20 protein-coding genes are annotated in these 25,686 nt (G+C 63.2%); 8 read left to right on the top strand and 12 right to left on the bottom strand.

Annotated features, from left to right (window positions below; all coding sequences use genetic code 11):
- Nucleotides 1–37: 37 nt before the first annotated feature.
- Nucleotides 38–679, top strand: a complete 642-nt coding sequence (pncA, locus tag OVY01_RS02330) for a bifunctional nicotinamidase/pyrazinamidase (protein WP_267845347.1) — start codon at nucleotides 38–40, stop codon at nucleotides 677–679.
- 21 nt (nucleotides 680–700) lie between these two features.
- Here the strand turns inward: pncA and OVY01_RS02335 are convergent, their stop codons facing one another.
- Complete coding sequence (locus OVY01_RS02335) at nucleotides 701–2,272, bottom strand: methyl-accepting chemotaxis protein (protein WP_267845349.1); 1,572 nt, start codon at nucleotides 2,270–2,272, stop codon at nucleotides 701–703.
- On the opposite strand from OVY01_RS02335, the gene OVY01_RS02340 reads away from it, so the two are divergent.
- Nucleotides 2,205–2,426 carry a hypothetical protein gene (locus OVY01_RS02340; protein WP_267847762.1) on the top strand — a complete coding sequence of 74 codons (222 nt, stop codon included), beginning with the start codon at nucleotides 2,205–2,207 and terminating at the stop codon, nucleotides 2,424–2,426. The genes OVY01_RS02335 and OVY01_RS02340 overlap by 68 nt on opposite strands.
- Nucleotides 2,427–2,554: 128 nt before the next feature.
- Here OVY01_RS02340 and OVY01_RS02345 read toward each other — a convergent pair whose 3' ends face one another.
- Nucleotides 2,555–3,460 (bottom strand): sensor domain-containing diguanylate cyclase, encoded by a 906-nt coding sequence (locus OVY01_RS02345; protein WP_267845351.1) that lies wholly within the window; start codon nucleotides 3,458–3,460, stop codon nucleotides 2,555–2,557.
- Nucleotides 3,461–3,910: 450 nt separating this feature from the next.
- Nucleotides 3,911–5,776, bottom strand: coding sequence for a TonB-dependent siderophore receptor (locus OVY01_RS02350; protein ID WP_267845353.1), 1,866 nt, complete (start codon nucleotides 5,774–5,776; stop codon nucleotides 3,911–3,913).
- Between the two features lie 10 nt (nucleotides 5,777–5,786).
- Between OVY01_RS02350 and OVY01_RS02355 the strand changes: the two genes are divergently transcribed.
- Nucleotides 5,787–6,092 carry a hypothetical protein gene (locus OVY01_RS02355; RefSeq protein WP_267845355.1) on the top strand — a complete coding sequence of 102 codons (306 nt, stop codon included), beginning with the start codon at nucleotides 5,787–5,789 and terminating at the stop codon, nucleotides 6,090–6,092.
- A gap of 114 nt (nucleotides 6,093–6,206) precedes the next feature.
- Here OVY01_RS02355 and OVY01_RS02360 read toward each other — a convergent pair whose 3' ends face one another.
- On the bottom strand, nucleotides 6,207–7,010 hold the full coding sequence (locus OVY01_RS02360; RefSeq protein ID WP_267845357.1) for a transglutaminase-like domain-containing protein: 804 nt from the start codon (nucleotides 7,008–7,010) through the stop codon (nucleotides 6,207–6,209).
- A 241-nt stretch (nucleotides 7,011–7,251) separates the two neighbouring features.
- Between OVY01_RS02360 and OVY01_RS02365 the strand changes: the two genes are divergently transcribed.
- Together OVY01_RS02365 and OVY01_RS02370 are read left to right on the top strand one after the other, a co-directional pair.
- Complete coding sequence (locus OVY01_RS02365; protein WP_267847639.1) at nucleotides 7,252–7,797, top strand: hypothetical protein; 546 nt, start codon at nucleotides 7,252–7,254, stop codon at nucleotides 7,795–7,797.
- Between the two features lie 183 nt (nucleotides 7,798–7,980).
- Nucleotides 7,981–12,192 carry a CheR family methyltransferase gene (locus OVY01_RS02370; protein WP_267845358.1) on the top strand — a complete coding sequence of 1,404 codons (4,212 nt, stop codon included), beginning with the start codon at nucleotides 7,981–7,983 and terminating at the stop codon, nucleotides 12,190–12,192.
- Between the two features lie 74 nt (nucleotides 12,193–12,266).
- Here the strand turns inward: OVY01_RS02370 and OVY01_RS02375 are convergent, their stop codons facing one another.
- The 4 genes from OVY01_RS02375 to OVY01_RS02390 form a co-directional block, all read right to left on the bottom strand.
- The gene (locus OVY01_RS02375) at nucleotides 12,267–13,817 is read right to left on the bottom strand and encodes a methyl-accepting chemotaxis protein (RefSeq protein ID WP_267845360.1); all 1,551 of its coding nucleotides are present in this window, start codon (nucleotides 13,815–13,817) and stop codon (nucleotides 12,267–12,269) included.
- A gap of 118 nt (nucleotides 13,818–13,935) precedes the next feature.
- Nucleotides 13,936–15,255 (bottom strand): cytochrome c, encoded by a 1,320-nt coding sequence (locus OVY01_RS02380; protein ID WP_267845362.1) that lies wholly within the window; start codon nucleotides 15,253–15,255, stop codon nucleotides 13,936–13,938.
- A 13-nt stretch (nucleotides 15,256–15,268) separates the two neighbouring features.
- Entirely contained in the window at nucleotides 15,269–17,047 is a 1,779-nt protein-coding gene (locus OVY01_RS02385; RefSeq protein ID WP_267845363.1) for a GMC family oxidoreductase, read from the bottom strand.
- 3 nt (nucleotides 17,048–17,050) lie between these two features.
- Entirely contained in the window at nucleotides 17,051–17,800 is a 750-nt protein-coding gene (locus OVY01_RS02390; RefSeq protein ID WP_267845365.1) for a gluconate 2-dehydrogenase subunit 3 family protein, read from the bottom strand.
- 357 nt (nucleotides 17,801–18,157) lie between these two features.
- Between OVY01_RS02390 and OVY01_RS02395 the strand changes: the two genes are divergently transcribed.
- Nucleotides 18,158–18,421: a DUF3820 family protein gene (locus OVY01_RS02395; protein WP_267847640.1), complete on the top strand. Its 264-nt coding sequence runs from the start codon at nucleotides 18,158–18,160 to the stop codon at nucleotides 18,419–18,421.
- Here OVY01_RS02395 and deoC read toward each other — a convergent pair.
- A complete protein-coding gene (gene deoC, locus OVY01_RS02400) occupies nucleotides 18,415–19,092 on the bottom strand; it encodes a deoxyribose-phosphate aldolase (protein WP_267845367.1) in 678 nt (225 codons plus the stop codon). The two genes, OVY01_RS02395 and deoC, sit on opposite strands and share 7 nt — an antisense overlap.
- A gap of 120 nt (nucleotides 19,093–19,212) precedes the next feature.
- Here deoC and deoR point away from each other — a divergent pair, with 120 nt between their 5' ends.
- Complete coding sequence (gene deoR, locus OVY01_RS02405) at nucleotides 19,213–19,977, top strand: DNA-binding transcriptional repressor DeoR (protein WP_267845369.1); 765 nt, start codon at nucleotides 19,213–19,215, stop codon at nucleotides 19,975–19,977.
- Nucleotides 19,978–20,129: 152 nt separating this feature from the next.
- Here deoR and rbsK read toward each other — a convergent pair whose 3' ends face one another.
- Complete coding sequence (gene rbsK / locus OVY01_RS02410) at nucleotides 20,130–21,059, bottom strand: ribokinase (RefSeq protein WP_267845370.1); 930 nt, start codon at nucleotides 21,057–21,059, stop codon at nucleotides 20,130–20,132.
- Between the two features lie 714 nt (nucleotides 21,060–21,773).
- On the opposite strand from rbsK, the gene OVY01_RS02415 reads away from it, so the two are divergent.
- Nucleotides 21,774–23,009 (top strand): hypothetical protein, encoded by a 1,236-nt coding sequence (locus tag OVY01_RS02415; protein ID WP_267845371.1) that lies wholly within the window; start codon nucleotides 21,774–21,776, stop codon nucleotides 23,007–23,009.
- Nucleotides 23,010–23,102: 93 nt separating this feature from the next.
- Here OVY01_RS02415 and OVY01_RS02420 read toward each other — a convergent pair whose 3' ends face one another.
- Both OVY01_RS02420 and OVY01_RS02425 read right to left on the bottom strand, forming a co-directional pair.
- Complete coding sequence (locus OVY01_RS02420; RefSeq protein WP_267845373.1) at nucleotides 23,103–24,404, bottom strand: MFS family transporter; 1,302 nt, start codon at nucleotides 24,402–24,404, stop codon at nucleotides 23,103–23,105.
- A gap of 285 nt (nucleotides 24,405–24,689) precedes the next feature.
- A complete protein-coding gene (locus OVY01_RS02425; protein WP_267845375.1) occupies nucleotides 24,690–25,502 on the bottom strand; it encodes an alpha/beta hydrolase family protein in 813 nt (270 codons plus the stop codon).
- Between the last annotated feature and the right edge of the window lie 184 nt (nucleotides 25,503–25,686).

The raw sequence follows: 25,686 nt of genomic DNA on the forward strand, positions 1-25,686 counted from the left end.
CGCCTGTCCCCATCGAAATCGACCACAGGAATGCAAGATGAAAGTAAGCACCCCGGACACGCGTTGCGCGCTGATCGCCGTCGACGTGCAGAACGGCTTTGCGCCGGGCGGCAATCTCGCCGTCCCCAACGGCGATGAAGTCGTGCCCGTCATCAACCGGCTCGCGCCGGCCTTCCGCAACATCGTGATCACGCAGGACTGGCATCCGGCGGGGCATGTTTCGTTCGCAAGCAGTCACGCCGGCAAGCAGCCGTTCGACACCATCGAGGTGGCGTATGGTCCCCAGGTGCTCTGGCCGGACCATTGCATCCAGGGCAGCGAAGACGCCGCATTGCACGCCGACCTCGACCTGCCCACCGCGCAACTCGTGATCCGCAAGGGCTACCGGCGTGAGATCGACAGTTATTCGGCGTTCGAGGAAGCGGATCATCGCACCGGTACCGGGCTGACCGGCTATCTGCGCGAACGCGACATCGATACGGTGTACATCGTCGGACTCGCCACGGATTACTGCGTGGCCTGGACCGCGATGGACGCGCGCAAATTCGGTTTCGCGGCAGTCGTGATCGAGGACGCCACGCGCGGCATCGATATCCAGGGTTCGATGACCCTCGCGTGGTCGCGCATGCAGGCGTGCGGCGTCGAGCGGATCACGTCGAACCGGATCGGCGGCGTTTGACGACGGGGAGCGCGGCGTCCACTACGCGATTGCCATCGTGTCCGGCGTCTTGAACACCGCCACGGTACTGCCGAGCCGCTTCGCCTGATCGTCCAGGGATTGCGCCGCGGCCGCCGCTTCCTCGACCAGCGCGGCATTGGATTGGGTGACCTCGTCGATGCGGCGCACGGCCTGGTTCACTTCCGTGATGCCGGCACTCTGGCTACGGGACGCGCTGGCAATATCCACCATGATATCCGTCACGGCGCCCACGGCGTCCACCACCTCCGCCATCGTCGCGCCGCAACGCTCGACCAGGGTCGAGCCGCTGTCGATCTGGCTCACCGAGGCGTCTATCAGCCCCTTGATCTCCTTCGCGGCCGATGCGGTGCGTTGCGACAAATGACGGACCTCGCCAGCGACAACCGCGAAACCCCGCCCCTCCTCCCCCGCGCGCGCGGCCTCGACCGCCGCGTTGAGCGCGAGAATATTGGTCTGGAATGCGATTCCATCGATCACGCCGGTGATATCGGCGATACGTTTCGAACTTTCGGTGATGGCGTGCATGGTGCTCACGGCGTCCGTTATCACGCTGCCGCCATGCTGCGCCGCCTCGGACGCATGCTTGGCCACATCGGCGGCCCTGGCTGCATTGGCGGCATTGCGTTCCACGGTATCGGCCAACTCGCCCATGCTCGCGGTGGTTTGCTGGAGCACCGATGCCTGTTGCTCGGTACGTCGCGCAAGGTCCTGGTTGCCCGTGGCGATCTCGGCGGATGCCAGTTCGATCGATCCGGCGGCGAGTTTGATATGGGAAATGGTATCGGCCAGCCGGTTGCGCATCACGTACAGCGAATAAAGCAGGCTGGACCCGTCGCCCTTTTTGACGACGACCTCCGTCTCCAGATTGCCGGCGGCAATGCGCGAGGCGACGCTGGCGGCGTCGCCCGGCTCTCCGCCGATGGAACGGTAGATGTCGTTCGCCACGCTCACGGCGAGCACGGCGACGATCGCGCCCAGTATCGCCAATATCAGGGCGGCATTCATGAGGCCGGCGTAAAAGTCGGCGTCGATGTCGTCCATGTACTCGCCCGCGATGAAGTCCCATCCCCAGGGCGTGTAGCGCGCCACGTAACCGATTTTGGGACTGGCCTTGGTCGCCTGCGGTCTGGGCCACCAGTATTCCAGATAGCCTCTTCCGGACGGCGACGAGCCGATCGCCGAGATGCCCTGGTACATGAGCTTGCCGTGCGCATCCTTGAATTGACTCATGTCCTTGCCATTGAACTTCGGACTCATCGGGTTGTCGATGACCACCGAGTCTGCGCGCACGCTGGTGACGTAGCCGGATTCGCCGAAGCGCAACGCACCGACGGCATCCCTGGCGCGGGCTTTTGCTTCGTCAAGCGAGATTTTTCCGTCGGTCGCGAGTTGTGCGTAATGACCCGCGATACTCAGCGACATATCGATCACGTTGGACAGACCCAGCTTGCGCGCGGCAAGCTGTGAACTCCGCAATTGCCACGCACCCACGGATGCCTGGATGATGAGCGCGAGACAGCACACCAATAATGGGAAAAACAACTTTTTTCGTAGTGTCAACGAAGCGAGCATGGTGGTCCTGATAGAGAAGATCGACTATTTTTTCCGTGATGCCAAGGTCCTGTACGCCGCCGCGCGATCGCTGGAGTTGGAGCATGGCGAAAATATTCCGTCAGAAGATCAAACGGCGTCGCTTCCCTTTTTCCGTCCGATGCGCTTGGCATAGCTAATGGTTGTAAACGGACGTTCGTATAATAAATTGAGATATTTAATTTCGACGTTTCGTTTTCGGATATCCGGGCGATTGTCGATGCCGGCGCTCGGTTCCGCGGAAGATCCCGCCCGGCGTGGCCCCTATCGTTGCGCGCGCTTGCGCCGTTTATGGTCGTAAAGCGCCGTGTCCGCCTCGGCGACCAGCGCATCGACGTTCGTCACATCACCGACGGTCGCCACGCCAAAACTGGCGTCGATGTTTATCTCGGTCGCACCGATCTTCGTCTTGCCCACCACTACGCTGACGATATCGCATGCGCGAGAGAAGCGGCCGTTATCGGCGATTGACGATTCAAACAACAGCGCGAACTCGTCGCCGCCCAGACGCGCGATCAAACATGCGTCCGCTGCCGCCAGACGCAGGCGCTGCGCCACTTCCTTCAGCAGTAGATCACCCGCGGCATGTCCCATCGAGTCGTTGACGGCTTTGAAGCCGTCGAGATCGATCAGGACAAGCGTTGTCGCGGACCTGCTCGGTTCCTCGATGAGGCGGTTGGCGACATCGGTGAATTTCCGGCGATTCGCCAATCCGGTCAGTTGGTCGTGATTCGCGAGGTGGACGAGTTGCTGTTCCGTGGATCTCAGAATCGTGACATCTTCGAACGTTGCCACCCAGCCGCCGTCTTCGAGCGGAACGTGGATGATCTCGACGATGGTTCCGGTGTCCAGTGACTGGTCGAAGCGCGCCTGCATCCTTTTCTCGATGAACGCATGCCTGTCATTGACGATATCCGCCCTTGCCCTGTTGCCGTATTTACCGGCGTTCACCGTCAGGTCGATGACTTCATCGAGATGCATGCCTGCATACAGGCGACCACTCAATTCGTAGAGTTTTGAAAATTTTTCATTCCACAGCCGCAGCCGGTTTTTTTCGTCGTAAAGACACAGGCCTTGCGGCAACGCACCGACCGCGGTTTGGAAACAGCGATACGCCTGGTTTATCGTGCATTGGTCGAGCGAACATAGCGGTGCCTTTTTATGAAACATCGCGGTCATCCTTCCCGATGCACTCGGTTTTCTGGTCTTTTCAAGGGCATTGCCGTACGGCGTACACATCCAAGTCGCCTGCGATTTCCGCGGTGCCCGCGATGGCTTCGGCGCAGCGGGATGAACGCATTGTTTGGGATGCCACGCATCGGAGCGTCAGATCGGAGCGTCAGGGTCGAATGACGAAAGTCGCGCCCGTCGTTCCTTTTTATCGGCACTTCGGCATCGACCTTGAGGCGATAATCGGAATCGCTGACGACATGGTCCGGGCGGACCCATTCCTGGCGTCGAACCGCGCTTCATGGGGTTCGGCGCGAGGATCGCCATGGTGTACGCGCAGCGCGTGACGCGCGGCATGCGGGAGGGCCGCATCGCCGGTGACGAAGGTTTGCGCGTGTTGCGGCCAGCGATGAAAACGGGGTGCGGGACTCGCGCCACGGCGTACGGCACTCAGTATTGAAAGCCGGCAGTCAGCATCACCGAACGATCGTCGCCCAGCGCGACCGCCGCCTTGAGGCCGCCCGTGTAGTAGTGTCTGTTGAAGACATTCCCCACGCGCAGCGCGGCATGCCAGCGGTTCGCGTGATAGGCCACCCCCAGATTCGACACGGCATATCCGGGAATCATGTAGCCGTAGGCATAGGCGCTGTTCTGTCCACGAATGCCGCCGTTGACTTCCCACCGGTGCCAGCTTCCCGGAAAGCGGTAGCGCGTGTACAAGGTGAAACTATGGCGCGGGACGTTGTCGAGGCGTTCGCCATTGGTGGAGGGACTCTGGCCGCCATCGTCGAGAATGACCGCATTCGTATAGGCGTATCCGCCGGTGACGCTGAGTTGCCGGGTCAGGTCCGACGTGAAACCCAGCTCGACGCCCCGCGAGCGCTCCTCGCCGACGGCAATGCTGTAGTCGTCGTCGACCGGATTGGTTTCGAGAACGTTCTTGCGCCGCAGATCGAATACCGCCAGGGTCACGGTACTCGCGCTCGTGTCCTGCCCGAACTTGACGCCGGCCTCCCATTGCCGCCCTTTCTCCGCCTTGAACGGCTGGCCGTCGATATCGGTGCCCGCATTGGGGTAGAACGAGCTGGCATAGCTCACGTACGGCCGCACGCCGGTCCAGAGTTCGTACATGACCGCGGCCGATCCGGTCACGGCGCTCGCGGGAACCGTCGAATAGGCGCCTCCCAGTTGGTCGAGGCTGTCGGTGTCGGCGCGGTCGTAGCGCAGGCCCGCGAGAATCCGCCACTTCGGACCCAGCGCGATCTGGTCACGCAGGTAGAACCCCAGATCCCGAATCGTCGTGGAAGTGCGGGTTTTCGGCGTCGATCCGCATTTGATCGCGCTGCCGTACACGGGTGCATAGACGTTGAGCGTACCGACCGTGCAGGTGTATTGCGTGAGTTCCTCGTTGTCGCGCGAGTAGTCGGTGCCGGCGATGAATTGATGATCGCCGAACGCGGTATGAAAGGTCTTCTGAACGTTCGTGTCGATCGACTCGCTGTTTCCGGACCAGGTCTGATCGGTGGCGGTGCGACTGAGCGTTCGCCCGTTGGCGGCGAGCGTGCCATTCGCCACCAGCACGCCGCCCATCGTGTACCGCTGCCAGCGGAAATTCTGGTTGACCGTCCAGCCGGAGTCGAAGCGGTGCGTGAACGCGTAACCGACTCGCGCCTCGTTGCCGTCGTAGGGTTGCTCGCCGGGTTCGCCGGTAAACGTACTGCGGGAAATCGCGCCATTGGCATTGGGCAACACCGAGCCTTTCAGCGGCAAGCCTTGCTGCCGGATGTAGGTCCTTTCCTGGTAGCTCGTCAGAATCGTGAAATCGGTTCGCGGCCCGAAATCGAGCGATAAACTGGGGGCGATCGAACGGCTCTTCGACCAGACGTAATCGGTCTCGTCATGCGCGTTCATCGCCAGTGCGCTGACCCGGAACGCGGCCTTGCCGTTCGCGGAAAGCGGCGTGCCCATGTCGACGCTGGCCTGGTACAACGCGTGACTGCCGACCGTCGTGTCGACGTTGGCGAACGTGTAATCGAGGGGCCGCTTGCTCACCATGTTGACGACGCCGCCCGGCAATACGAAGCCGGACAGCAGGGACGCCGGGCCCTTCAACACCTCGACCTGTTCCATGTCGAACAGCTGTTCGGCGACGCGGCTGTTCGCGGCCGTGCGCAATCCGTCGAGAAAAATGGCGTTCGATGCCGTTTCCCCGCGGATGATGAAATCGTCCCAGCCGCGGCGGCCATAGGTGTTGGCGACGACACCCGGAACGTTATACAGCGCGTCCGCGAGGCTGAGGTTTTGTTCGTCGTCCATCACGGCGCGCGTGACGACCGTCACGGATTGCGGCGTCTCGCTCAGCGGCGTCGCGGATTTCAGGACGCCAGGCGGGGAGGCGGCATGGAATGCCGCGTCGTCGGTGGGCGTGGCGACGACGCTGACCGCCGGCAATGCCGCCGAAACCGGCGGCGGGGTGGCGGCTGCTTCGCTCCCGGGAATCGCGACGGCGGCTTGGGCAAACGAGGCGGCAGGAAAAATCGTTACAGCAGCAGCCGTAGCAAACCGGCAGGATAGGGAAAATCGCACAATTGATGAGAATGATTATTATTCACATATTATTCCATACAAATAGCTGACAGTGCAACCATGACGTTATTTCGAGAGGGAGGCGCGACGGCTGAAACGGCGACAGCCTCCAGGGTTGGAGGCTGTCGCAAACGGGATCGCGGAGAGTCGTACGGCCGGACTATTCCGGAGCGCAGATCACTGCGAATTTCGTCAAAAGATTGGGACCGAAGGTGTTGGTCAGCGCCACATCCGCCGCATCGCGACCGTAGGCCATCAGCACGCGCCCGGTGCGCGGCGCATTGTTGCGGGGGTCGAAGTTCTGCCACGAGCCGCCGAGATAGGCCTGGAACCAGGCGCAGAAATCCTGCGCGGCGTACGGTGGCGGGAGGTTGACGTCGCTGATGTAGCCGGTGCAATAGCGTGCCGGGATGTTCAGCGCGCGGCAAAGCGCCACCGCCAGATGCGCGTAGTCCCGGCAGACGCCCACGCCTTCCTGGAAGGCCTGATGTGCGGTCCGCGTCGGTCGCGCGCACATGTAGTCGAACTTAATGTGCTTGTGCACGAAGTCGCAAATAGCCTGCACGCGCGGCCGCCCCGGTGGCGTGTTGCCGAACATGTTCCACGCGTCGTTGGACAGCAGGTCCGTTTCGCAGTAGCGGCTGCCCAGCAGGAATTGCAGGCACGGGTCGGGCAACGCTTCGACCGGGTGCTGCGTACCGTCCGCCTCCGGCACTTCCATTTCCCCCGGCACCTCGAGCAACGCCCGGGTGGACAGCGCCAGGCGGCCCGCCGGCGCCACCAGGCGACTGCACAGGTTGCCGAACGCGTCGTGATAGCGGCTGACCGGCACGGGTGGATCGACGACCAGCCAGTCCGGAACGATCACATCATCGACATGCGAATAATGCGTGTTCAGCATCAGTATCATCGGAGTCGGCTGAGGGCACTCATATACCAGATCGTAACCAACGCGGAGTTTCATCGAACTGACCTGTTTTCAAGTAATCGGTTTGGCGCATCACCAGCGACCAGTTTAACCTAGCAAGGCTTGTGCCAAATTATTCCGGCGGACCCCGCCGTCCCGCTGACCTTGCGATCCGCCGTCGGGCGTTCTCGTGCCGCCGTGTCGACGGCTGGCCCGGCAAGACGCGGTAGAATACAGGCCCTTTCAAAAACAGCAGGCATCGCGTGTGCCTTCCGCGATGCCTGCGGCGATCGATTCCATGGCAAAACTCCTGTCCGACCCCGAATTCCAGCGCTTCGCCGACCTTCAACAGAAACAGTCCAGCTTCACGATCACCTCCGAGGAAGCGGACGAACTCCGCGATATCGTCGCGCGAGCGCAGAAAAAAAGGGACGATCGCGCCCTGGCGATGCAGGCGATCGAAGCCCATATCGCACAATTCGACATCAGCCCCGATGAACTCTTCTCATCCGAGCAGATCGGGGATGCCGCCCGTGTGTATGGCCTCATCCCCGCGTCCAGGAAGGAACGCGTGCTGCCCCCGCAACTGGTGCACATGGGCAAACCCTATCAGTGGACCGCGCGTCCGCTTCCCGACGATATACGCCTGCCCCTGTTCGAAGCCTTCACCACGGGCGCGTCCATCAAGGTCTATCTCGCAACGCCCAGGGACGCGCACCGCTGCGCGGTGACGATCGCCCGTCTCGAAAAGGAAACGTCGCACCGTTACGCCGATGACCTGCTGGAGGAATTGGCCCTGACGCGCCGTCAGATAGACGACGCGGGGGCGAAACCCGGTGCATGACCCTGTCGGGAAAGTCCGGACGAAAAAACGGCAAGAAGCATGACATGCGTGCGGGCCGGCGATTCATTACAGGTATGAAATTTGCGTGTAATGTTTCGGTATTATTCCAGGCTGTGTGCCCAAGCGCATCCCGCCTCCCTCATGCCTTACCAACGGACGCGAGAGTCCCTGGGGACGTGCCGCATGGAACACGCATGGCACGACACGCAGCCAGTGGCTTATCGATCTTCGACAGCGGCAGCGGCAAGTAAATTTCCCTACCCCGTTGTAGGAATTTGTGTCGCCGGAACCGACGCACGCGCCCTGATCGCGTTGCTCCGTGACGCACCGGCCACGCTGGAAATGGCCTTCGTCGTCGCGTGCGACGGCCCGATCGCAGACGATCTTCCCCGGTTGCTTCAGGAAGTCACGACGATGCCGGTCACGGCGGTGACGGGAGCGGCACTCTCCTTGCAGCGCAACCATGTCTACGTGATTCCGTCGCCGGCGCTGCCGCTCGTCGGTACCGACACGGTGGCAGCGGCGCGCGAGGCGCCAGGCGGTATCGGGTCGCCATTCGACACTTTCCTGCGCGGCCTGGCCGATGCGCACCAAGGCTGTGCGCTGGCGGTGATGCTGTCGGATACCGGCAGCGCGGCCCAGGCGGGCATGACGTCCATCAAGGAAGAAGGCGGCATCGTCATCGCAGAATCGCGCATGACCGAAACGCCGCCAACGACAGCATGCGCCGCGGATGCGAGCGCTGCCGATTTCGTCCTTCCCGTCGAGGATATTTCATCCAAACTCGGTGAACTATGGGGGAGTGCTTGCTCGCTGGAAAGTAACGCCCCTGGACAGGATACGGCACGCCCGGTCGAGCGCCGTCAGCGGGTCCTCGAACTGGACCACGCGCTGCGGGAAATTCTCGCGGCGCTGTTTGCGCACACCGGGCACGACTTCAGCCACTACAAACGCGCCACCGTGCTGCGCCGGATCGAGCGCCGCATACAGATCAATGGTCTGCCGCACCTCCGCGCATACCGGGCTTTCCTCCTGGCCACGCCTGCGGAAGCACGTCCTTTGTTGCAGGACCTGTTGATCGGCGTGACGCAATTCTTTCGCGATCAGGACGCGTTCGCGGCCCTGCGGCAGCAGATCGTCCCCGCACTGTTCGAACAGGGAGCGCCCGACAAGGCGCTACGGATCTGGGTGCCGGGCTGCGCGACCGGGGAGGAAGCGTATTCGCTCGCAATGCTGCTACGCGCGCATGCCGATCAACATGGCGAGCAGCGCGGCGCGCAGCTTTTCGCCACCGATGTCGATGCGCGCGCCATCGGCTGCGGTCGACTCGGCCGGTACGCCGACGTCATCGCGTCCGACCTGCCGCAGGCTCTTCTGCTGCAGCACTTCCGCTCGGAGCCGCCGTATTACCAGGTGGGCAAACCGCTGCGCGAGATGGTGCTGTTCGCCCAGCACGACCTCCTGCGCGATCCCCCTTTCTCGCATCTGGATCTGGTGTCCTGTCGCAATGTCCTGATCTATCTGGATCCTGCGGTGCAGCGGCAGGTATTGCGGCAATTCCACTTCTCGCTGCGGCCAGGCGGTTTTCTTTTCCTGGGCGGCGCGGAAAACGTGGATAGCGCGGACGATCTGTTCGAAGTCGTCGACAAGCAGCACCGCATCTTTCGCAGCAAATGGCAGGCCAGGTCGCGGCGACCGGCAATGGAATTTCCGGTCCAGGGCGTGCAGCCCGGCGCCATCCGCGGCGCAACGCCGATGCCGCCGACCCCGGCGCCCGCACCGATGTTCGTCAGCGCAATGCACGAGCAGACGATGCTGCGCTATGGCCCCCCGAGCATCATGGTGAACCACAGGCATGACGTGCTCCATCTTTCGGAGCGCGCCGGACCCTATCTGCGCCATATCGGGGGCGAGCCCTCCCAATGGCTACCCGATATCGTTCGGCCGGAACTCAAAATCGCATTGCGCGCCGCGCTGCACGAAGCGGTGAACTCCGGCCGGGAGGCCGCCGCCCCGCCGATCCTGCTGCTCCAGAACGGGCGCTCGGTGTACGTGACGATCTCGGTCTATCCGGTTCAGCCGAAAGACGCAGCGCAGGCCCCCGAATCCGCGCATGCGGTTGTCGCCCCACCACCCGCATCGAGCGAACCGCTCGCGCTGGTCGTTTTCCACGAATACGATGCCGCGAACGACGCGGCGCCGGGCGCCCGGCATCTCGCCGCCGTGCCCGGCGACGCCGCACTGCATCAGGCCATCGAAGCGCTGGAGCGCGAGCTGCGCGACGCCAGACGGCAAACGCGGGCGACGCTGGAACATGCCGATGCGTCCACCGATGCATTGGAGGCGTCGAACGAAGAACTGCAGGCCATGAACGAGGAGCTGCACTCCACGACGGAAGAGCTCGAAACCAGCAAGGAAGAGCTGCAGTCGATCAACGAAGAGTTGTTGACGGTCAATGCGGAGTTGCAGGCGAAGATTCTCAAGAGCGGCAAGGTCAACGACGATCTGCTCAATCTCATCTCGTCGAGCGATATCGCGACAGTGTTCGTCGACCGTTCGATGGTGCTCAGCCGCTATACGCCGGCCGCGGCCGCCTTGTTCAACGTCATGCCCTCGGATATCGGCCGTTCGCTGCTGGATATCACGCATCATCTCGTCTACCCCGACCTCGCGAGCGACGCCGCCACGACCTTCGAATCGCTGAAGCTGATCGAAAAAGAGGTCGCGGGGCCGGACGGCCGCTGGTATCTGTCGCGTCTGTCGCCCTACCGGACCGCCGAGGACCGGATCGACGGCGCGGTGCTGACGCTGATCGACATCACTTCGCGCCGCGAGGCGCAGGCGAAGATGCGCACCAGCGAGAAACGGCTTCAGTTGATCGCGCAAAGCACCAACGACTACGCCATCATCATTCACGATTTGACCGGAACGATCGTGGCATGGAGCAAGGGCGCCGAGCGCATGTTCGGCTATGTCGAAGCCGAGATGCTAGGACGTCCGGGTACCCTGATCTACGCGGAGAAAGACCTTCGGGCTGGCGTCCGCGACGCGGAGGTCGAACGCATGCGCATCCAGGGCCGTTCCCAGGACGAGGGCTGGCTGGTGCGCAAGGATGGCACCCGCCTCTATTGCAGCGGTGTCACCACGGCACTCCACGGCGATGATTTCCAGGGCTACGCGAAAATCGCCCGTGATCTGACCGACGGCCATACCGCCGAAAGCGCGAAGCAACTGCAGCACTCGCTCGAACGCTCGGTGCGCGAACAGGTGGATACGGCCAACCGGACCAAGGACGAATTCCTGGCGGTCCTGTCGCACGAGTTGAAAAATCCGTTGAACCTGATTCACGTCAAGGCGGAGATGCTGTCGCGTGCGCCCGACGCCCGTCACCTCGCCGTCGTCCAGGAAGCCTCGGACGCCATTCGGCGCTCCGTGGCGGCGCAAGCGAAGATCATCGACGATTTGCTGGATCTCTCTCGCGTACGCACCGGCAAGCTCACGCTCGACGAGGCCCCGGTCGACCTCACCCACGTCATCGACGCCGCGGTCGATGCGCTGGAGGAGGATGCCGCCGCCGCCGGCCTCACGCTGGTGGCGTCCGGCACCCGGGGGCAGGCGGTCGTGCTGGCCGACAGCATCCGGATCGAGCAGATCGTCTGGAATCTGCTGAGCAACGCGCTGAAGTTCACCCCGGCGGGCGGCCACGTCGAGATCGCGCTGACGACGGACGGGGACGATTTTCTCCTCAGTGTCCGCGACAATGGTCAGGGCATCGATCCCGCCTTCCTGCCGCACATTTTCAATATGTTCAGCCAGGCAGAAAGTGCGTTCAACCGGGCGCGCGACGGGCTCGGCATCGGCCTTGCACTGGTGCAGCAACTGACGCAGATGCAGGGGGGCCGGGTCAGCGCGGCATCCGAGGGAATCGGGCGCGGCGCCTGCTTTCGCGTATGGCTGCCCCGTTGCCCGACAGGGGCGCACATCGCGCCGGCACTGCCGCCGGTGGACGCCGCCGTGCTGCGCGGCAAGCGGATCCTGCTGGTCGACGACACGCTCGAAACCCTGGAAGCATTCCGTGCCCTCCTCGAAATGGAAGGGGCGCAGGTACGAATGGAATGCAATGGCCCGGACGCGCTGCGCGCCGTCGCCGAGGAACATTTCGATCTCGTGCTGTCGGACATCGGCATGCCCGGAATGGACGGCTACGAACTCATCCGGGCGCTGCGCAGCAGACCCGACACCGCCGCGATCCCCGCGGTGGCGATGACCGGTTTCGGACGTTCGCAGGACGTCGATCGGGCACTGAGCGCCGGTTTCAACCTGCACCTGGGCAAACCGGTGTCGTTCGATGCCCTGCTGGGCGCGATCTACGGCGCGCTCGCCCTGGCGCGATGATGCCGTCGAGCGTTTCCTGAACTGAACGCGTGGAAGGTGGGCCGCTTCACACGCCACCGCCCCATGCCGCGCCCTCAGGCCAGTTGGAAAACCACGACCGAATCCCGCAGCACGCGCGACTGTTCGTCGAGCGACTGCGCGGCCGCCGTGGCCTGCTCGACCAATGCCGCATTCTGCTGCGTGATCGAATCCATCTGCGTGACCGCGCTGTCCACCTGCTCGATACCGTTGCGCTGCTCGTTCGCCGCGGAGGACAACTCGGCCATGATGACGGTCACCTGACGGATCGACGCGAGCACTTCCTGCATCGTCTGTCCCGCGTCGGCCACGAGCTCGGTGCCCTCCGTCACGGTGCGGTTCGATACGGCGATCAGGTCCTTGATCTCCCTGGCGGCCGCAGACGAGCGTTGTGCCAGGTTGCGGACTTCCGACGCCACCACCGCGAAACCCCGCCCCTGCTCGCCGGCCCGCGCCGCTTCCACCGCGGCGTTCAGCGCCAGGATGTTCGTCTGGAACGCGATGCCTTCGATGATGCCGGTGATGTCGCCGATCTTGCGGGAATTCGCGTCGATGCCGCCCATCGTTCCGACCACCCGCGCCACCACATCGTTGCCCTTGTGCGCGACGCGCGACGCTTCTTCCGCGACTTCGCTGCCCGTGCGGGCGCTGTCGGCATTATGCTGGACCGTGGCCGTCAACTGACTCATGCTCGCCGCGGTTTCCTCGAGCGACGCCGCCTGCTCTTCGGTACGTGCGGCCAGATCCATCGTTCCCGAGGCGATCTCGCGGGTTGCCGTCGAGATCGATTCACTGCTGCCGCGCACCGCTCGCACGGTGTTCGACAGGCTGATCTGCATGCGCGACAAACCTTCCAGCAACTCGCCCATCTCGTCCGCCGAACGAATTTCGACACGGCGGCTGAGGTCGCCCTGTGCAATGGCATCGAAGTGCGACAGGGCCGCACGCAACGGCTGCATGATGGCGCGACGCAACGAAAACCAGCTGAACGCCGCGGCGCCGATGCCGATCAGAATCATCGCGATCGACAGCGCAGTCATGCCGTGGAACTGCGATTCGCTGGCGTCGAAGTGATGTTTGGCGTTGGCGAACAGCGCGACCTTGATGTCTTCGTTGCTCTTGCTCATGGCGTTGTAGAGCGCGCTGAGTTCCGTCATCGTGATCTTGTCCGCGGTCGCCTTGTCGCCGGACTTGATCGCGTCGATGAAACGGGACACGCCGGAGAACATCGCGCGACGGCGTTCGCTGGCCGCGTCGATCAGTGCCGCCTCGCCCGGCTCATGCGACTGGGAGACGAACTTCTGCCACCAGTCGTCGGAAGTCTTGAAGAATCCCGTGGCGCGGTCGATCTGCTCGCCGACATGCGCGTCCTCGGGATGCAGCGCCACGCGGTCCAGCACCAGGCGTGTACGCGCGAGATAGATCTCGGCATTGCCCAGATTGGTCGCAGCAGTGAGTTTGTTTTCGTAGGTATCGCGATTCGACTCGATCGCGCGCAGCGTGCTGAAAAGGCCCAGGGCGCCGATGACCACCATCAATGCCGCGAGAAAGGACATTGTCAGCGCGATGCGCGCCTGCAGGGTCAAAACGGTCTTGTTCGAATTCAAAATTGTCTCCAGATAAGCAGCATGAGCAGATCGCTGCCTGGATAACGACGGCCTTGGCAACAACTTGAGGAAAAAAAGGCGGAAAGCCGGGTTTGGCCCGGACTTCCGCCCGCGACGCTCAGTTTTCCTGATGCTTGCGGATGCGTGCCACCTGGTCTGCCGATACGGCGGGTGCATGGTTGCCCCAGGCGCCGCGCACGAAGGTCGCCAACGCGGCGATTTCCTCGTCGTTGTAGCGCCATTTGAACGGCGGCATCGCCAGATCCGACGGTGCGGCCGCCGTGCTGGGCAGGCGCGAGCCTGCCAGGATCACCGCGATCAGCGAGTCGGGATTGCCGTGCAGCACCATCGGGTTGCCGGCGAGCGCCGGGAACACCCGTGTCTGCCCCTGCCCGTTCAAGCGGTGGCAGGCCGCGCAACTGTCCATATACATGCGCGAACCCACATCGTTCGCCTTGCCGGCCATGAACATCTGCAGGGTCGAATCGCTCGCTTTTTCGTCACTCGGCGAATAGCGGCTGCCGCCGTTCTGCGGCGCCGGCGACAGACTCTTCAGGTAGACGGCGATCGCTTTCAGGTCGTCGGGATGCATGAACTGCGTACTGTTCGCGACCACTTCCACCATCGGCCCCGACACCGCCGAATGCGGCCCTCGGCCGCTTTGCAGCAACGCGACGATGTCGTCGGCCGACCAGCGTCCCAAGCCGGTGTCGTCGTTGCCGCGCAGATTGATCGGCGACGACGAATCCAGTTCGGACCCCGACAGGAAGCGGTCCGTGGTGCCGCTTACGTCGACTTCCTGCAACGCATAGCCCCGCGGGGTGTGACACGTGCTGCAGTGCGCCAGGCCCTGTACCAGGTAGGCGCCCCGGTTCCACTCGGCATCCTTGCCGGCCGTGGGCTGGAAACGATGCTCGTCGAGGAAGGCCTTGTCCCAGAATGCCAGCGGCCAGCGCATGCTCAGGGGCCAGGGAATGCTGCTGGCGTGATCGGCCTTGCCGGAGGCCGGCACCTTGGTCATGAAATAGGCGTACAGGTCCTGCAGGTCCTCGTCGCTGAGCTTCGCATAGGCGGTGTACGGCATCGCCGGATACAGACGGCCGTGCTTCCTGCCCACGCCATGGCGCATCGCCAGCGCGAAGTCGTCGAGCGAATAATCGCCGATTCCCTGCGCATGGTCCGGCGTGATGTTGCTCGAATAGATCTTGCCCATGGGGGTGGGGAACGCCAGACCACCGGCGAATGGCGTGCCGCCCTTCGCCGTGTGACAGGCGATGCAGTCGCCCACGCGCGCCAGATACGCGCCGTGCTCGGCATCGCCCTGGCGCTGCTGGAGCGCGGCCGCGACGGCCACCTTGGGTGCGGGCACGACGGTGGCGATGGCCGCGGCCGCCGCGACCACCACCACCACGCCGAGAATCGATAAGGTTTTTTTCATCGCGCTGCCCCGTTCACACTTGCACCATCGGACCAGGGGCCTTCAGGTATTGCGATTTGATGTTTTCGGCGGCCCAGTAAGCCATGCCCCCAACCAGCCCCGTCGGATTGTAGCCAAGGCCGTGCGCGAAATTGTTGGCTCCCAGGATGAACAGGTTGGAAACGTCCCAGCTTTGCAGATACTTGTTGACGACGCTCGTCTTCGGATCCGCGCCGATGGACGTGCCGCCGCTGATGTGCGTGCTCTGATAGGCACGCGTATCCCAGTGCGTGCCCGGCTTGAGGATGCGCCCCGACATGCTGGTCGGGCCCATCTTGCGGCCGATCTCCATCATCTTGTCGGCCACGTAGGCGCACGCGCGCAGGTCGTTGTCCTGCCAGTCCAGCGTGCCCCGCAGCAGCGGCGAGCCGTAGGCGTCCTTGTAGTTCGGGTCGAGATCGAGGAAGTTCGCCTGGTAGGCCATGTTGCTGCACTGCGACTCGATGCGCCCGGTGTGCAGGAAATTGTCCTTGGCCGCGCGCTTCCACTCGCTGCCCCACTTCGGCGTGCCCTTGGGCAGGGGAATGCCGCGCACCGGACCATTGCCGGTCTGGCGGCCCCAGATGATGCCGCCGCCGATGAAGCCGAGGTCCTTGTGGTCGAAGTTGTCCGCGTTGAATTCTTCGATCGCCTGACCGCCGCCGCCCGCGCCCATGAACTGGTTGATGTACGTGTCCTTGTCCCAGAACATGTTCACGCTGTTGAGCAGCTGGTAGCAGAAATTGCGGCCGACCACGCCCTCGTTGGTGTCGGGATTGAAGGGCTGTCCGATCTTCGACAGCAGCATCAGATGCACGTTGTGCAACTGAAAAGCGGCCAGCACGACGATGTCGGCGGTCTGCTCCACTTCATTGCCCTGCGCATCGATATACGTCACGCCCGTGGCGCGCTTGCCGCTCGCATCCATGTTGACCCTGGTGACGTGGGCGTGCGTGCGCAGCTCGAAATTGGGTTTGCGATTCAACGCCGGAATGATGCAGGTCTGCGGCGACGCCTTCGAGTAGTTCAGGCAGCCGTAGTCGGAACAGAAACCGCAGAAATTGCACGGCCCGAGCTGGCAGCCATATTCATTGGTATAGGGGCCCGACGCATTGCCCGCGGGCAGCGCGAAAGGCTTGTAGCCCAGCTCCGTCGCGGCTTTCGCGAACAGTCGTCCGGTGGGGTGATCCGGCAGCGGCGGCAGCGGATACGCTTCCGAGCGCCGTCCTTCGAACGGATTGCCGCCCGCCACCGGCTGGCCCTGCACGTTGCCGGCCAGGCCCGAGGTGCCGCAGACCTTCTCGAAACGGTTGAACGACGGTTCGAGTTCGTCGTAGCTCACGCCCCAGTCCTGCAGGTTCATGCCTTCCGGAATGAACTTCGCGCCGTATTTTTCGGTGATGTGACTCTTCATGCGCAGTTCGTCGGGCATGACCCGCGATTGCACGCCCGACCAGTGGGATCCGGCGCCGCCGACGCCTTCGCCCGGCTTGAACGAACCGATCTGCCGATACGGCACCGCCGTCGCGCTCTTGTCGTGGCGCAGCGTCAGCGTGGTCTGCGCGAGGTTCTGCAGCAATTCGTTGCGCGCCGAGTATTTGATTTCATCGACGATCTGCGGATACGCGAAATCCGGCACGGTTTCGCGCGGCGCGCCGCGTTCGAGCGCGACGACGTTCAGGCCCGCGTTCGCGAGTTCGATCGCCATGATCGAGCCGGTCCAGCCGAATCCGACGATGACCGCGTCGACGTGTTTTTTCTTGATGGTTGCCATGGATCAGCCTCGCTTGCCGTACATGCTGATCGGCTGGTAGGGGTAAGGTTTCGATTCGGGGACCCACTCCAGATAATCGGCCCGCACGCCCGGGTAGCCGATCATCTTCCACGACGCCATGTCCTTGTTGCCGCCGTACATCGGGTCGCAGAAATACCCTTCCATGACATTGACCAGCAGGAAACCGTTGAAGAAGGTGCCCATCTTGAAATCCGGGCTCTTCGCCTTGCCGGCCTCGATCTGCTTGAGCAGGTCGGTCTGCTGCGCCGCGTCGAGCTGCACGAAGGTCTTGCCGTCGTAATGCGCGCGGCAATAGTCGTTGATGGCGCGGATGCCGAGCCGGTACTGCTGCTTCGGCGTCAGCTTCATCTGATAGCCGAATTCCGGCGCGACGTCGAAAAACGGCCCTTGCAGGTACCAGCGCGAACCGTCGGCATACGGTGTCTGCATCTGCCGGTCGATGTACTGCGGCACGCCTTGCTCGACGCCGCCGGGACCGACGTCGTCCTTTGGAATCATGCGGTCGACGGCCGCGTTCAGAAACGCCCATTCATCGGGGGTAAAGAAGGTCGGCTGGTAGTGCTCGACCGTCGGCTGGTTGGCGATGGCCGGTGCGCTTTTCGCGAGGTCGTCGCGCGGCGGCGTTTCCTGCGCATTCAGCAAGCCGGCGGACAGGCCGCCGGCTGCCAACGGGGCGATGGTCAACGAGCCTTTGAGAAAGCGTCGGCGACCACTATCGTTCGATGATGGCATGGGGGATCAGGATTTTAGAATAGGATGTGACGACCGGGACAACTGATACGATACGGGCGTAGGGCGCACTGCTCGCGCAGACAGGGCGTGGTACGCGGTGCCGCAAAGTGGGGTGATGGTAAGACCGCACATTTGCCAACGCAAGAATTTGCTGCGGCAATGTGTCGCCGTTACGACATTGCCGGATCGCGTTGCCACCACGTGAGAAAGGCCCGGCGGCGATGGCCCTCCGACAGGCTTTCGCGTATCGGATCGCACACGCGCCCTCGGGCTTTTTGGAATGGTTCATGTCACGGTAAACGACATGTCCCGCCAGGACTTGAGGTTTTTGATGATGGCGCTTGCCGGCAACCGATGATGGATCCCGACGACCTGAAACGCCTCGTCACGCAGACGATGCCTTATGGAAAGTATCAGGACCGCGTGATCGCGGACCTGCCCGCCCACTATCTCGGGTGGTTCGCGCGTGCGGGGTTTCCGCCCGGGCAGATCGGTCGCCTGCTGGCGTTGATGTATGAAATCGATCACAACGATTTGCGCGCGCTGCTGGTCCCTTTGCGCGCAGCTGCAAGGCCCGTTTCCCGGGCACCCTCGCGCGCGCCGGACGACGAACATCAGTAGCCGTCGCCCCCTGCGCCTCCGCCGACGATCGCGACACCGGAACTGGTACCCAGTCGCGTGGCGCCAGCCTCGATCATCGCCAGCGCGGTTGCGCGGTCGCGCACGCCGCCCGATGCCTTCACGCCGATATGTTCGCCCACCACGCGGCGCATCAGACGTACATCCTCCAGCGTCGCGCCGGCCTTGCCGAAGCCGGTCGAGGTTTTGACGAACGCGACGTTTAGATCGCGGCAGATTTCGCACGCCCGTATCTTCTGCGCTTCATCGAGCAGACAGGTTTCGAGAATCACCTTCAACGGCACCGCGTCACACGCCTGTTTGACCAGCGCGATATCGGCGCGCACATCGTCGAACAGCCCATCCTTCAGCCAGCCGATATTCAGCACCATGTCGATCTCGCCGGCACCCGCGACGATCGCGCGTTGCGCCTCGAACGCCTTGGTATCGCTCAGACCCGCACCCAGCGGAAAACCCACGACCGCGCAGACCTTGACCGCGCTGCCCTTCAGCAGATCCGCGGCGAACGGCACCTGGGCCGAATTCACGCACACGGAAAAAAAGCCATGTGCCTGCGCCTCCCCGCACAGCTTGCGGATCTGCTCGCGGCTGGCGTCGGCTGCGAGCAGGGTATGATCGACGTACTTCGCCACCGTTGCGGGTTCGACATTCATGCGAAACGACTCCTCGAAGATTCGCGACCTGCGCGAAAGTTATTTAATTCACAATAAGTGTTAACATATTAACACTTCGGATGCCTGCTTCATTCCCTTTGAACGTTTCCTGGAAGATCGATGGAGAGCAAACGAACCGTCCGTCTCAAGTCCGTCGCCCAGACCCTGCAAAAGCAGAACGCGATTCATCTGCGCGACATGGCGGAACTACTCGACGTCTCGGAAATGACCCTGCGCCGCGATCTCGACCAGCACGACGGTGACCTGCGCCTGCTGGGCGGCTACATCACGCGCATCGCCGATCCCGCGGAAACCAGCGATTACCGCGTGAACGAGCAGGACAGCCGGCAGATCGAGGAAAAACGCCGCATCGGACGTCTTGCGGCGGCGTTCGTGCGACAGGGCGATACCATCTTTCTCGATTGCGGCACCACGACGCCATTCGTCGTCGATTTCATTCCCGACGACCTGGCTTTCACCGCGGTGTGCAACTCGCTGAACGTATTGCTGCGACTGCAGCAAAAACCGAACTGCACCATCATCCTCTGCGGCGGCACCTTCCACCGCCACAATCTTGTTTTCGAAAATCGTACGGAGAGCAGCGTCCTCGACGGCATCCGGCTGGCCCATGCCTTCATTTCGGCGGCGGGCGTGAGCCGACAATTCGGCGTCACCTGCTTCAACCTCGATGAGGTCGATGTCAAGCGCAAGGTGCTGCGTCAGGCGCAGCAATGTCTGCTGCTCGCCGACCACACGAAATTCGATACAGTGCGCGCGGCCTACTTCGCCGAGCTGGCGGATTTCCACTTCGTAGTCAGCGACAAGAAGATTTCCCGCGATTATCGGGACTTCTTCACGGCCGGAGAGACGCGATTACTGATCTAAGCGTTCCAGCAACCGGTATCGCGTACGCCAGGATGGCGGTTCAGGCACGGCCGGTCTAGGCACGGCCGGTCTAGGCACGGCCGGTCCAGGCACGGCCGGTCCAGGCACGGCCGGTCCAGGCACGGCCGGTCCAGGCACGGCGACGCGCCCGGTTATTCGAAGCCGATTTCGCGTAGAAACGTTTCGAACGCCGGCGCGTCGGGATAGGAGGACTGGGTCCCGAGCCCGGTGACCGAACACGCCGAATACGCGACCGCATACGTGATCGCGCGACGGATATCGCCGCCCGTACACCAGTGATGGACAAAGCAGCCGATGAAGGCATCGCCGGCACCGGTGGTATCGCGCGCCGCGACCTTGCGGCCGTCGACGCGAAATTCCCCTTCCGCCCCCACGTACAACGCACCGGCCTCGCCTAGCGTCACGATCACGTGACGCACGCCGAGCGCCGTCAATTCGCGCGCCGCCGCGAACGCGGCGTCCATCGAATCGACGACGCGACCGGTGATCAGCGCCAGTTCGGTTTCGTTCGGAATCAGGAAGTCCAGCCGCGCCAGATGCGCGGGACTCAGGCCCGCGAGCGCGGGCGCCGGGTTGAGCAGGACCGGAATGCCGCGTCGGCAAGCATAATCGATGGCCGCATAGACCGTTTCGAGCGTGATTTCGAGTTGCAGTACGATCAGTCCGCATTCGGCGAGCGCCGCATCCGCCCGCTCGATGTCCGCCGCGTCCAGATGCGCGTTCGCGCCCTTCACGATCAGGATGCTGTTGTGCGAGTCGGCCTGCACGAAGATCGGCGCGACGCCGCTCGGAACGCCGGGCACGCGCGTCACATGTTGCGTGTCCACGCCGAATTTCTCGAAATTGGCGAGGGTATTGTCGGCGAACATGTCGTCGCCCACCTTGCTGACCATCAGCACGTCGCTGCCCAGCTTCGCCGCGGCGATCGCCTGGTTCGCTCCCTTGCCGCCGCAGCCCAGCGCGAAGCCGGGGGCCTCCAGCGTCTCGCCCTGGGCGGGCATCCTGTCGATATACGTGATCAGATCGACCATATTGCTGCCGATCACTGCGACTCTGCTCATCAAGCGCTCCTGTGCCCGAACCGGTGTTGGGCGTCCCAAAATTGTTATTTTAGTCACATGTTTTGTGAATATTAAACCATTTTCGGGAAAACGGGGCGGCGTTGACATGCCCCTTTGCTGCCGCGCCATGCGCGACGTCTCACGCACGATGGCGCGTAGACATCCCGTGGGCATTATCGCGGTCCGTGATGTACCGGCACGTGCCATGTCGGCTACGCCTGGTCGGTGACAACTTCGTCAATCAGGATGCGGATTCGTTTTTTTTCGTATGAGGAAGGCGCGAATGATCACACTGATCGCTGAGCCTCACGCCGGTCCGGGCAGAGGTTGCATTGCGCGCTATCCGGCGTGGCATTTTGCAATCGACGTTCGGGCGGCACACGAAGGTCAACCCGCTGCGCATGACCGCGCACGGATATAACGGAGACACGCATGGCCCCTGGTCCGATCACCCCCGCTCCATCGAATGCAAGTGTTCATACGGCGCCAACCGGTACGACGCCGGAAGGCAGCACCTCCCGGCCTTCCGGCGGGAAGCGACCGGCGTCGCGGGCACCAAGCGGGGAGCTTGCCCCGCTTTCCCGGTCACCAAGCCGCACGAGTCCCGACCGTGCCCCCAGCCCCGCCCCAAGCCGCCCGCGCGCATCGCTGCCTGGATCCGAACGGGAAAGCCGCAGACCCTCGATCCATGCGGAAGCAGCGGCCGACGGCACGGTGGCCGAAGTGATGGAGACGCACGACACCGGGGCGGCCCGCCAACAGGCGCGCTCGACTGCGCCCTCCATTGGGCAGGCGGCGGCCTCCCTCACGGCGGAGTTCTTCGGCAAGGCCGCGGCGTCGGGCATGCATTTCGGCGCCACGAGCAATTTCACGCAAGCCGGCGTCAGCCATCTCCTGGGCCAGATGTTCCTTGAAAAATACCCCGTCACGGGAGCCGCCATCACAGCGACCGCGACCGCGCTGCCCCTCGCGTTCATGCATGCGTTCGCCGAGGTGGTCGTCCGCACGGCCGTGCTGCAACAGGGCGGCCACAAGTTGCGGGAATGGAAAGCCAACGAATTGTTTCCGGGTGACGCGGCCGCGCAAAAGTCGTTCAAGACACTGCAAGGCGCCTCGAAAATCGGCAGTACCCTCGGCAACGCCATAGGCTTGGCGTCGTTCTGCATCGTGCAGGGCGGCCGCAGCGCGATGGGGTTTTCAAGCCCGGCGTCGGCGACGGCGGGTTCCGCCATCGCGGGCGGGACCATGGCATTTTTTCATACCCTTGTCGCAATGACGACCGGACAGAAGACCGGGGAAGGCCAGTTCGAACACACCCACGGAACGATGAAAGTCAGCCCGAAGGACACGCTCGACGAGATAAAAAGCGCGGTCGAAAGCGTGATCAAGAAAGGCGGTTCGATCGAACAGATGCAGCACGGGATGCACAATATCGTCGTGGGCCGGGGCGTGGGCGCCCTGCTCGGGCTGATGTCGTCGCTCATCTACAAGGCAAGCAACGAGGCAGCGCATGGCACGCCCGAAAACCCGGGCCAGGCATTCCAACAAACGGCCACTGCTACCTTCATGCTTCTCGGTCTTTTCTTCTTTTCGAACCTGGGCCTCGCAAAACGAAGTACCTTGTCGGAAAATGATCCCCTGTTCGAAAGCACCAAGAACACGCTCATCGATGCGTTCAATATCGAGGACGCCGTCGCCAACGGCTCCTTGACGGAAATCACCAAAAAATTGGGCGACGGTCCCGTGGCCAAAAGCGCCCAGCAGGTGGCGAAAGGTGCCGACATAGCGAACAAGGCCGTGTCGGAGCTTTCGAAGTTGCCTGGCAATATCGCCCTGGATGCCATTGACGCCATGAAAAGACAGATTGAGGCGAAAATGACGGGAGAGGGCCAGGCCGCGGCCCCCGCCGGAGATGGGCGTGACGACCTCGAAATGGGCGCACCGCAGTAGCACGGCCGCCCTTCCTGAGTCAACCCGGCAGCCTTCGCGACACGAGAACGGGCGCGAGCGGTACGGCGGATCGAGATCGCCGTACCGCGGCGCCTACGGCGCCTCGTCCAGATATCCCTCGCCCGGCCGCGGCAACCGCCAGGAAAAGAACAGGCCGATGACGATCAGCGCGGTCACATACCAATAAAACGCGCTTTCGATCCCCGCCGACTTGAGCATCAGGCCGACGAACTCGGCCGAGCCCCCGAAGACCGCGTTGGCGATGGCATACGCCAGCCCGACACCCAGTGCCCTGACCTCGGGGGGAAACACCTCGGCCTTGATCAGGCCGCTGATCGACGTATAGAGACTCACCACGGCCAGCGCCACCACCAGCAGACCGAACGCCGCCCAGGGGCTGCGCACGTCCCGCAGCGCCGTGAGCAGCGGCACCGTCAGCAACGCGCCGAGAATGCCGAAGGCGAACATGGAATTGCGGCGGCCGATGCGGTCCGACAACGCGCCGAACAGGGGCTGCATCAGCATGTAGACGAACAGGGCGCCCGTCATCACGAAACTCACCGTCTTGGCCGGCATGCCGGCGGTGTTGACCAGGTACTTCTGCATGTACGTCGTGAACGTGTAGAAGATCAGCGAGCCGCCCGCGGTATAGCCCACCACGGTGACGAAGACCGCCTTGTGCCTGAACAGGCCCTTCAGGGAACCCGCGTCCTTGTGGGTGCGCGATGCCTCGGATGCCGTCTCGGCCAGGGAACGGCGTAAATTCAGGGAAACGACCGCGGAAAGGGCGCCGAGCGCGAACGGGATGCGCCATCCCCAGGCATGCAGTTGCGCATCGCTCAGCACCGCCTGCAGAATGACGATCACCAGCACCGCCAGCAACTGCCCGCCGATCAACGTCACGTACTGAAACGACGCGAAGAATCCGCGCTCGCCGCGCAGCGCGATTTCGCTCATATACGTGGCGCTGGTACCGTATTCGCCCCCCACCGACAAGCCCTGAAACAGACGGGCGATCAGCAGCAGCAAGGGCGCGACGGCGCCGATGCTGGCATAGGTCGGCAAGCAGGCGATCAGCAGAGAGCCGCCGCACATCATCGTGATGGCGATCAGCATCGATTTGCGGCGGCCATGCCTGTCGGCGATACGCCCGAACAACCAGCCGCCGATCGGCCGCATGAGAAAACCCGCCGCGAAAACGCCCGCGGTATTCAGCAATTGGCTGGTGTGATCCCCCTTCGGAAAAAAAGAAGCCGCGAAATATAATGAACAAAAAGAATAAACGTAAAAATCGAACCACTCTACAAGATTACCGGACGACGCACCCACGATGGCGAGAATTCGTTTCCTGCGGTCCATGGCGATTGCTTTCGTGCTCGGGGGCATGACTGCCATGTATCGTCTCCTGCCGCCGCCGCGCGGCCGGCTCGTTATTTTTTTGCGAAAGACGGCCGCCGGGGGGACGGCCGCGACATACTCCTGTTTCTCGCGGGAGATTTCGATCGACTTAATAAAAAAACTGCCGCGGAAAGAGCAGCAGATTACAGCAATTCATTAAAATCATCTAATCCGGTTTTATACTTATGCTGATAATATAAATATTAAATTCAAGATTCATTTTTTCTGAATCGAACGCAATGCGCGGAATACGTTGCGTGACGGCGGCGACGGCGCGGCCGATCAGCGTTGCGCCATTCCCAGCGCACGGCGCACGGTGGCGAGCAAGGTCGGCCAGACCGGCGGCACCGGCATCACTTCATCGAAGTGTCCGGCGTCGGGAATGACGATGGTGCGCACCCGGTCGCCGGCCTGCGTGGCACGCGCCGCGTACCGGCGCGCGAGTTCCGGCGGCGCCACCCCGTCCTCCGCGCCATTGATCGCCACCGTGGCGATTCCGGTGGGCAACATCGCGGCGGGCGAGGTATCCGCGTAGACGTCCGTGCGTGCGGCGTCGGGCGTCCCGGTCAGCGCGGCGACGTCCAGGCCGCAGGCATCGCGAATCGCGTCGGCGTCGCGGCGTAGATCCAGCAGGCCACCCAGCGTCACCACATGGGAGATGGGCAAAGGGTTTGTCACCGCCAACGGGCTGCCGGCGGGAATACGTGCGCGGGCCGCCGCCCAGAGCGCCAGTTGCGCGCCGGCCGAATGCCCCACCGCCACCACCCGGCGCGTGTCGATACCGACGTCCGGCGCGGTCTTCACCAGCAGATCGATGGCGGCGTCGACATCGCGGTAGGTCCCGGGATAGCCCCCTCCCGCTTCGTCCACGCGACGGTACTCGACATTCCACACCGCGATGCCCTGGCTCGCGAAGGCGGCGGCCAGCGCGCGGAGCTGCGTCAACCCCTGGTACTGGCTGTTCCAGCAACCGCCGTGCAGCAGCACCACGACGGGAAACGGGCCGTTGCCTTCAGGCAGGAAAAGTTCGGCTTTTTGGGACGCCGCGCCGCCGTAGCGGAAGGTCGCGTCCGGCGACGGGCCGGTGAGCGCCATATAGGTTTCCAGGCTGGCGGGAGCGGCCTGCCCGGCAATCGCGCATGTCGCTAGCCCGACGGCCAGGACCGCTGCGCCGAGTCTTACGGTTTTCCGGGTCCGGCAAGCCGAATACCGCACGGCGATTTCCTCCAGGTCGCACGTGCCGCCGGGTCGCGTCGCGCTCCGCACGGAGCCCCCAGGC

Origin of the sequence: Robbsia betulipollinis (assembly GCF_026624755.1) — a bacterium.
Classification (GTDB): Bacteria; Pseudomonadota; Gammaproteobacteria; order Burkholderiales; family Burkholderiaceae; genus Robbsia; species Robbsia betulipollinis.

Excerpts from the sequence above, each read along its gene's own strand:
- OVY01_RS02385 (WP_267845363.1), bottom strand. The coding sequence starts at position 17,047 with ATGGCAACCATCAAGAAAAAACACGTCGACGCGGTCATCGTCGGATTC.
- deoR (WP_267845369.1), top strand. The coding sequence starts at position 19,213 with ATGGAGAGCAAACGAACCGTCCGTCTCAAGTCCGTCGCCCAGACCCTG.
- OVY01_RS02360 (WP_267845357.1), bottom strand. The coding sequence starts at position 7,010 with ATGAAACTCCGCGTTGGTTACGATCTGGTATATGAGTGCCCTCAGCCG.
- OVY01_RS02420 (WP_267845373.1), bottom strand. The coding sequence starts at position 24,404 with ATGGCAGTCATGCCCCCGAGCACGAAAGCAATCGCCATGGACCGCAGG.
- OVY01_RS02340 (WP_267847762.1), top strand. The coding sequence starts at position 2,205 with ATGAGCGCGAGACAGCACACCAATAATGGGAAAAACAACTTTTTTCGT.
- pncA (WP_267845347.1), top strand. The coding sequence starts at position 38 with ATGAAAGTAAGCACCCCGGACACGCGTTGCGCGCTGATCGCCGTCGAC.
- OVY01_RS02370 (WP_267845358.1), top strand. The coding sequence starts at position 7,981 with ATGGAACACGCATGGCACGACACGCAGCCAGTGGCTTATCGATCTTCG.
- OVY01_RS02380 (WP_267845362.1), bottom strand. The coding sequence starts at position 15,255 with ATGAAAAAAACCTTATCGATTCTCGGCGTGGTGGTGGTGGTCGCGGCG.
- OVY01_RS02335 (WP_267845349.1), bottom strand. The coding sequence starts at position 2,272 with ATGCTCGCTTCGTTGACACTACGAAAAAAGTTGTTTTTCCCATTATTG.
- OVY01_RS02365 (WP_267847639.1), top strand. The coding sequence starts at position 7,252 with ATGGCAAAACTCCTGTCCGACCCCGAATTCCAGCGCTTCGCCGACCTT.
- deoC (WP_267845367.1), bottom strand. The coding sequence starts at position 19,092 with ATGAATGTCGAACCCGCAACGGTGGCGAAGTACGTCGATCATACCCTG.
- rbsK (WP_267845370.1), bottom strand. The coding sequence starts at position 21,059 with ATGAGCAGAGTCGCAGTGATCGGCAGCAATATGGTCGATCTGATCACG.
- OVY01_RS02425 (WP_267845375.1), bottom strand. The coding sequence starts at position 25,502 with ATGGCGCTCACCGGCCCGTCGCCGGACGCGACCTTCCGCTACGGCGGC.
- OVY01_RS02350 (WP_267845353.1), bottom strand. The coding sequence starts at position 5,776 with ATGGACGACGAACAAAACCTCAGCCTCGCGGACGCGCTGTATAACGTT.
- OVY01_RS02390 (WP_267845365.1), bottom strand. The coding sequence starts at position 17,800 with ATGCCATCATCGAACGATAGTGGTCGCCGACGCTTTCTCAAAGGCTCG.
- OVY01_RS02345 (WP_267845351.1), bottom strand. The coding sequence starts at position 3,460 with ATGTTTCATAAAAAGGCACCGCTATGTTCGCTCGACCAATGCACGATA.
- OVY01_RS02395 (WP_267847640.1), top strand. The coding sequence starts at position 18,158 with ATGGATCCCGACGACCTGAAACGCCTCGTCACGCAGACGATGCCTTAT.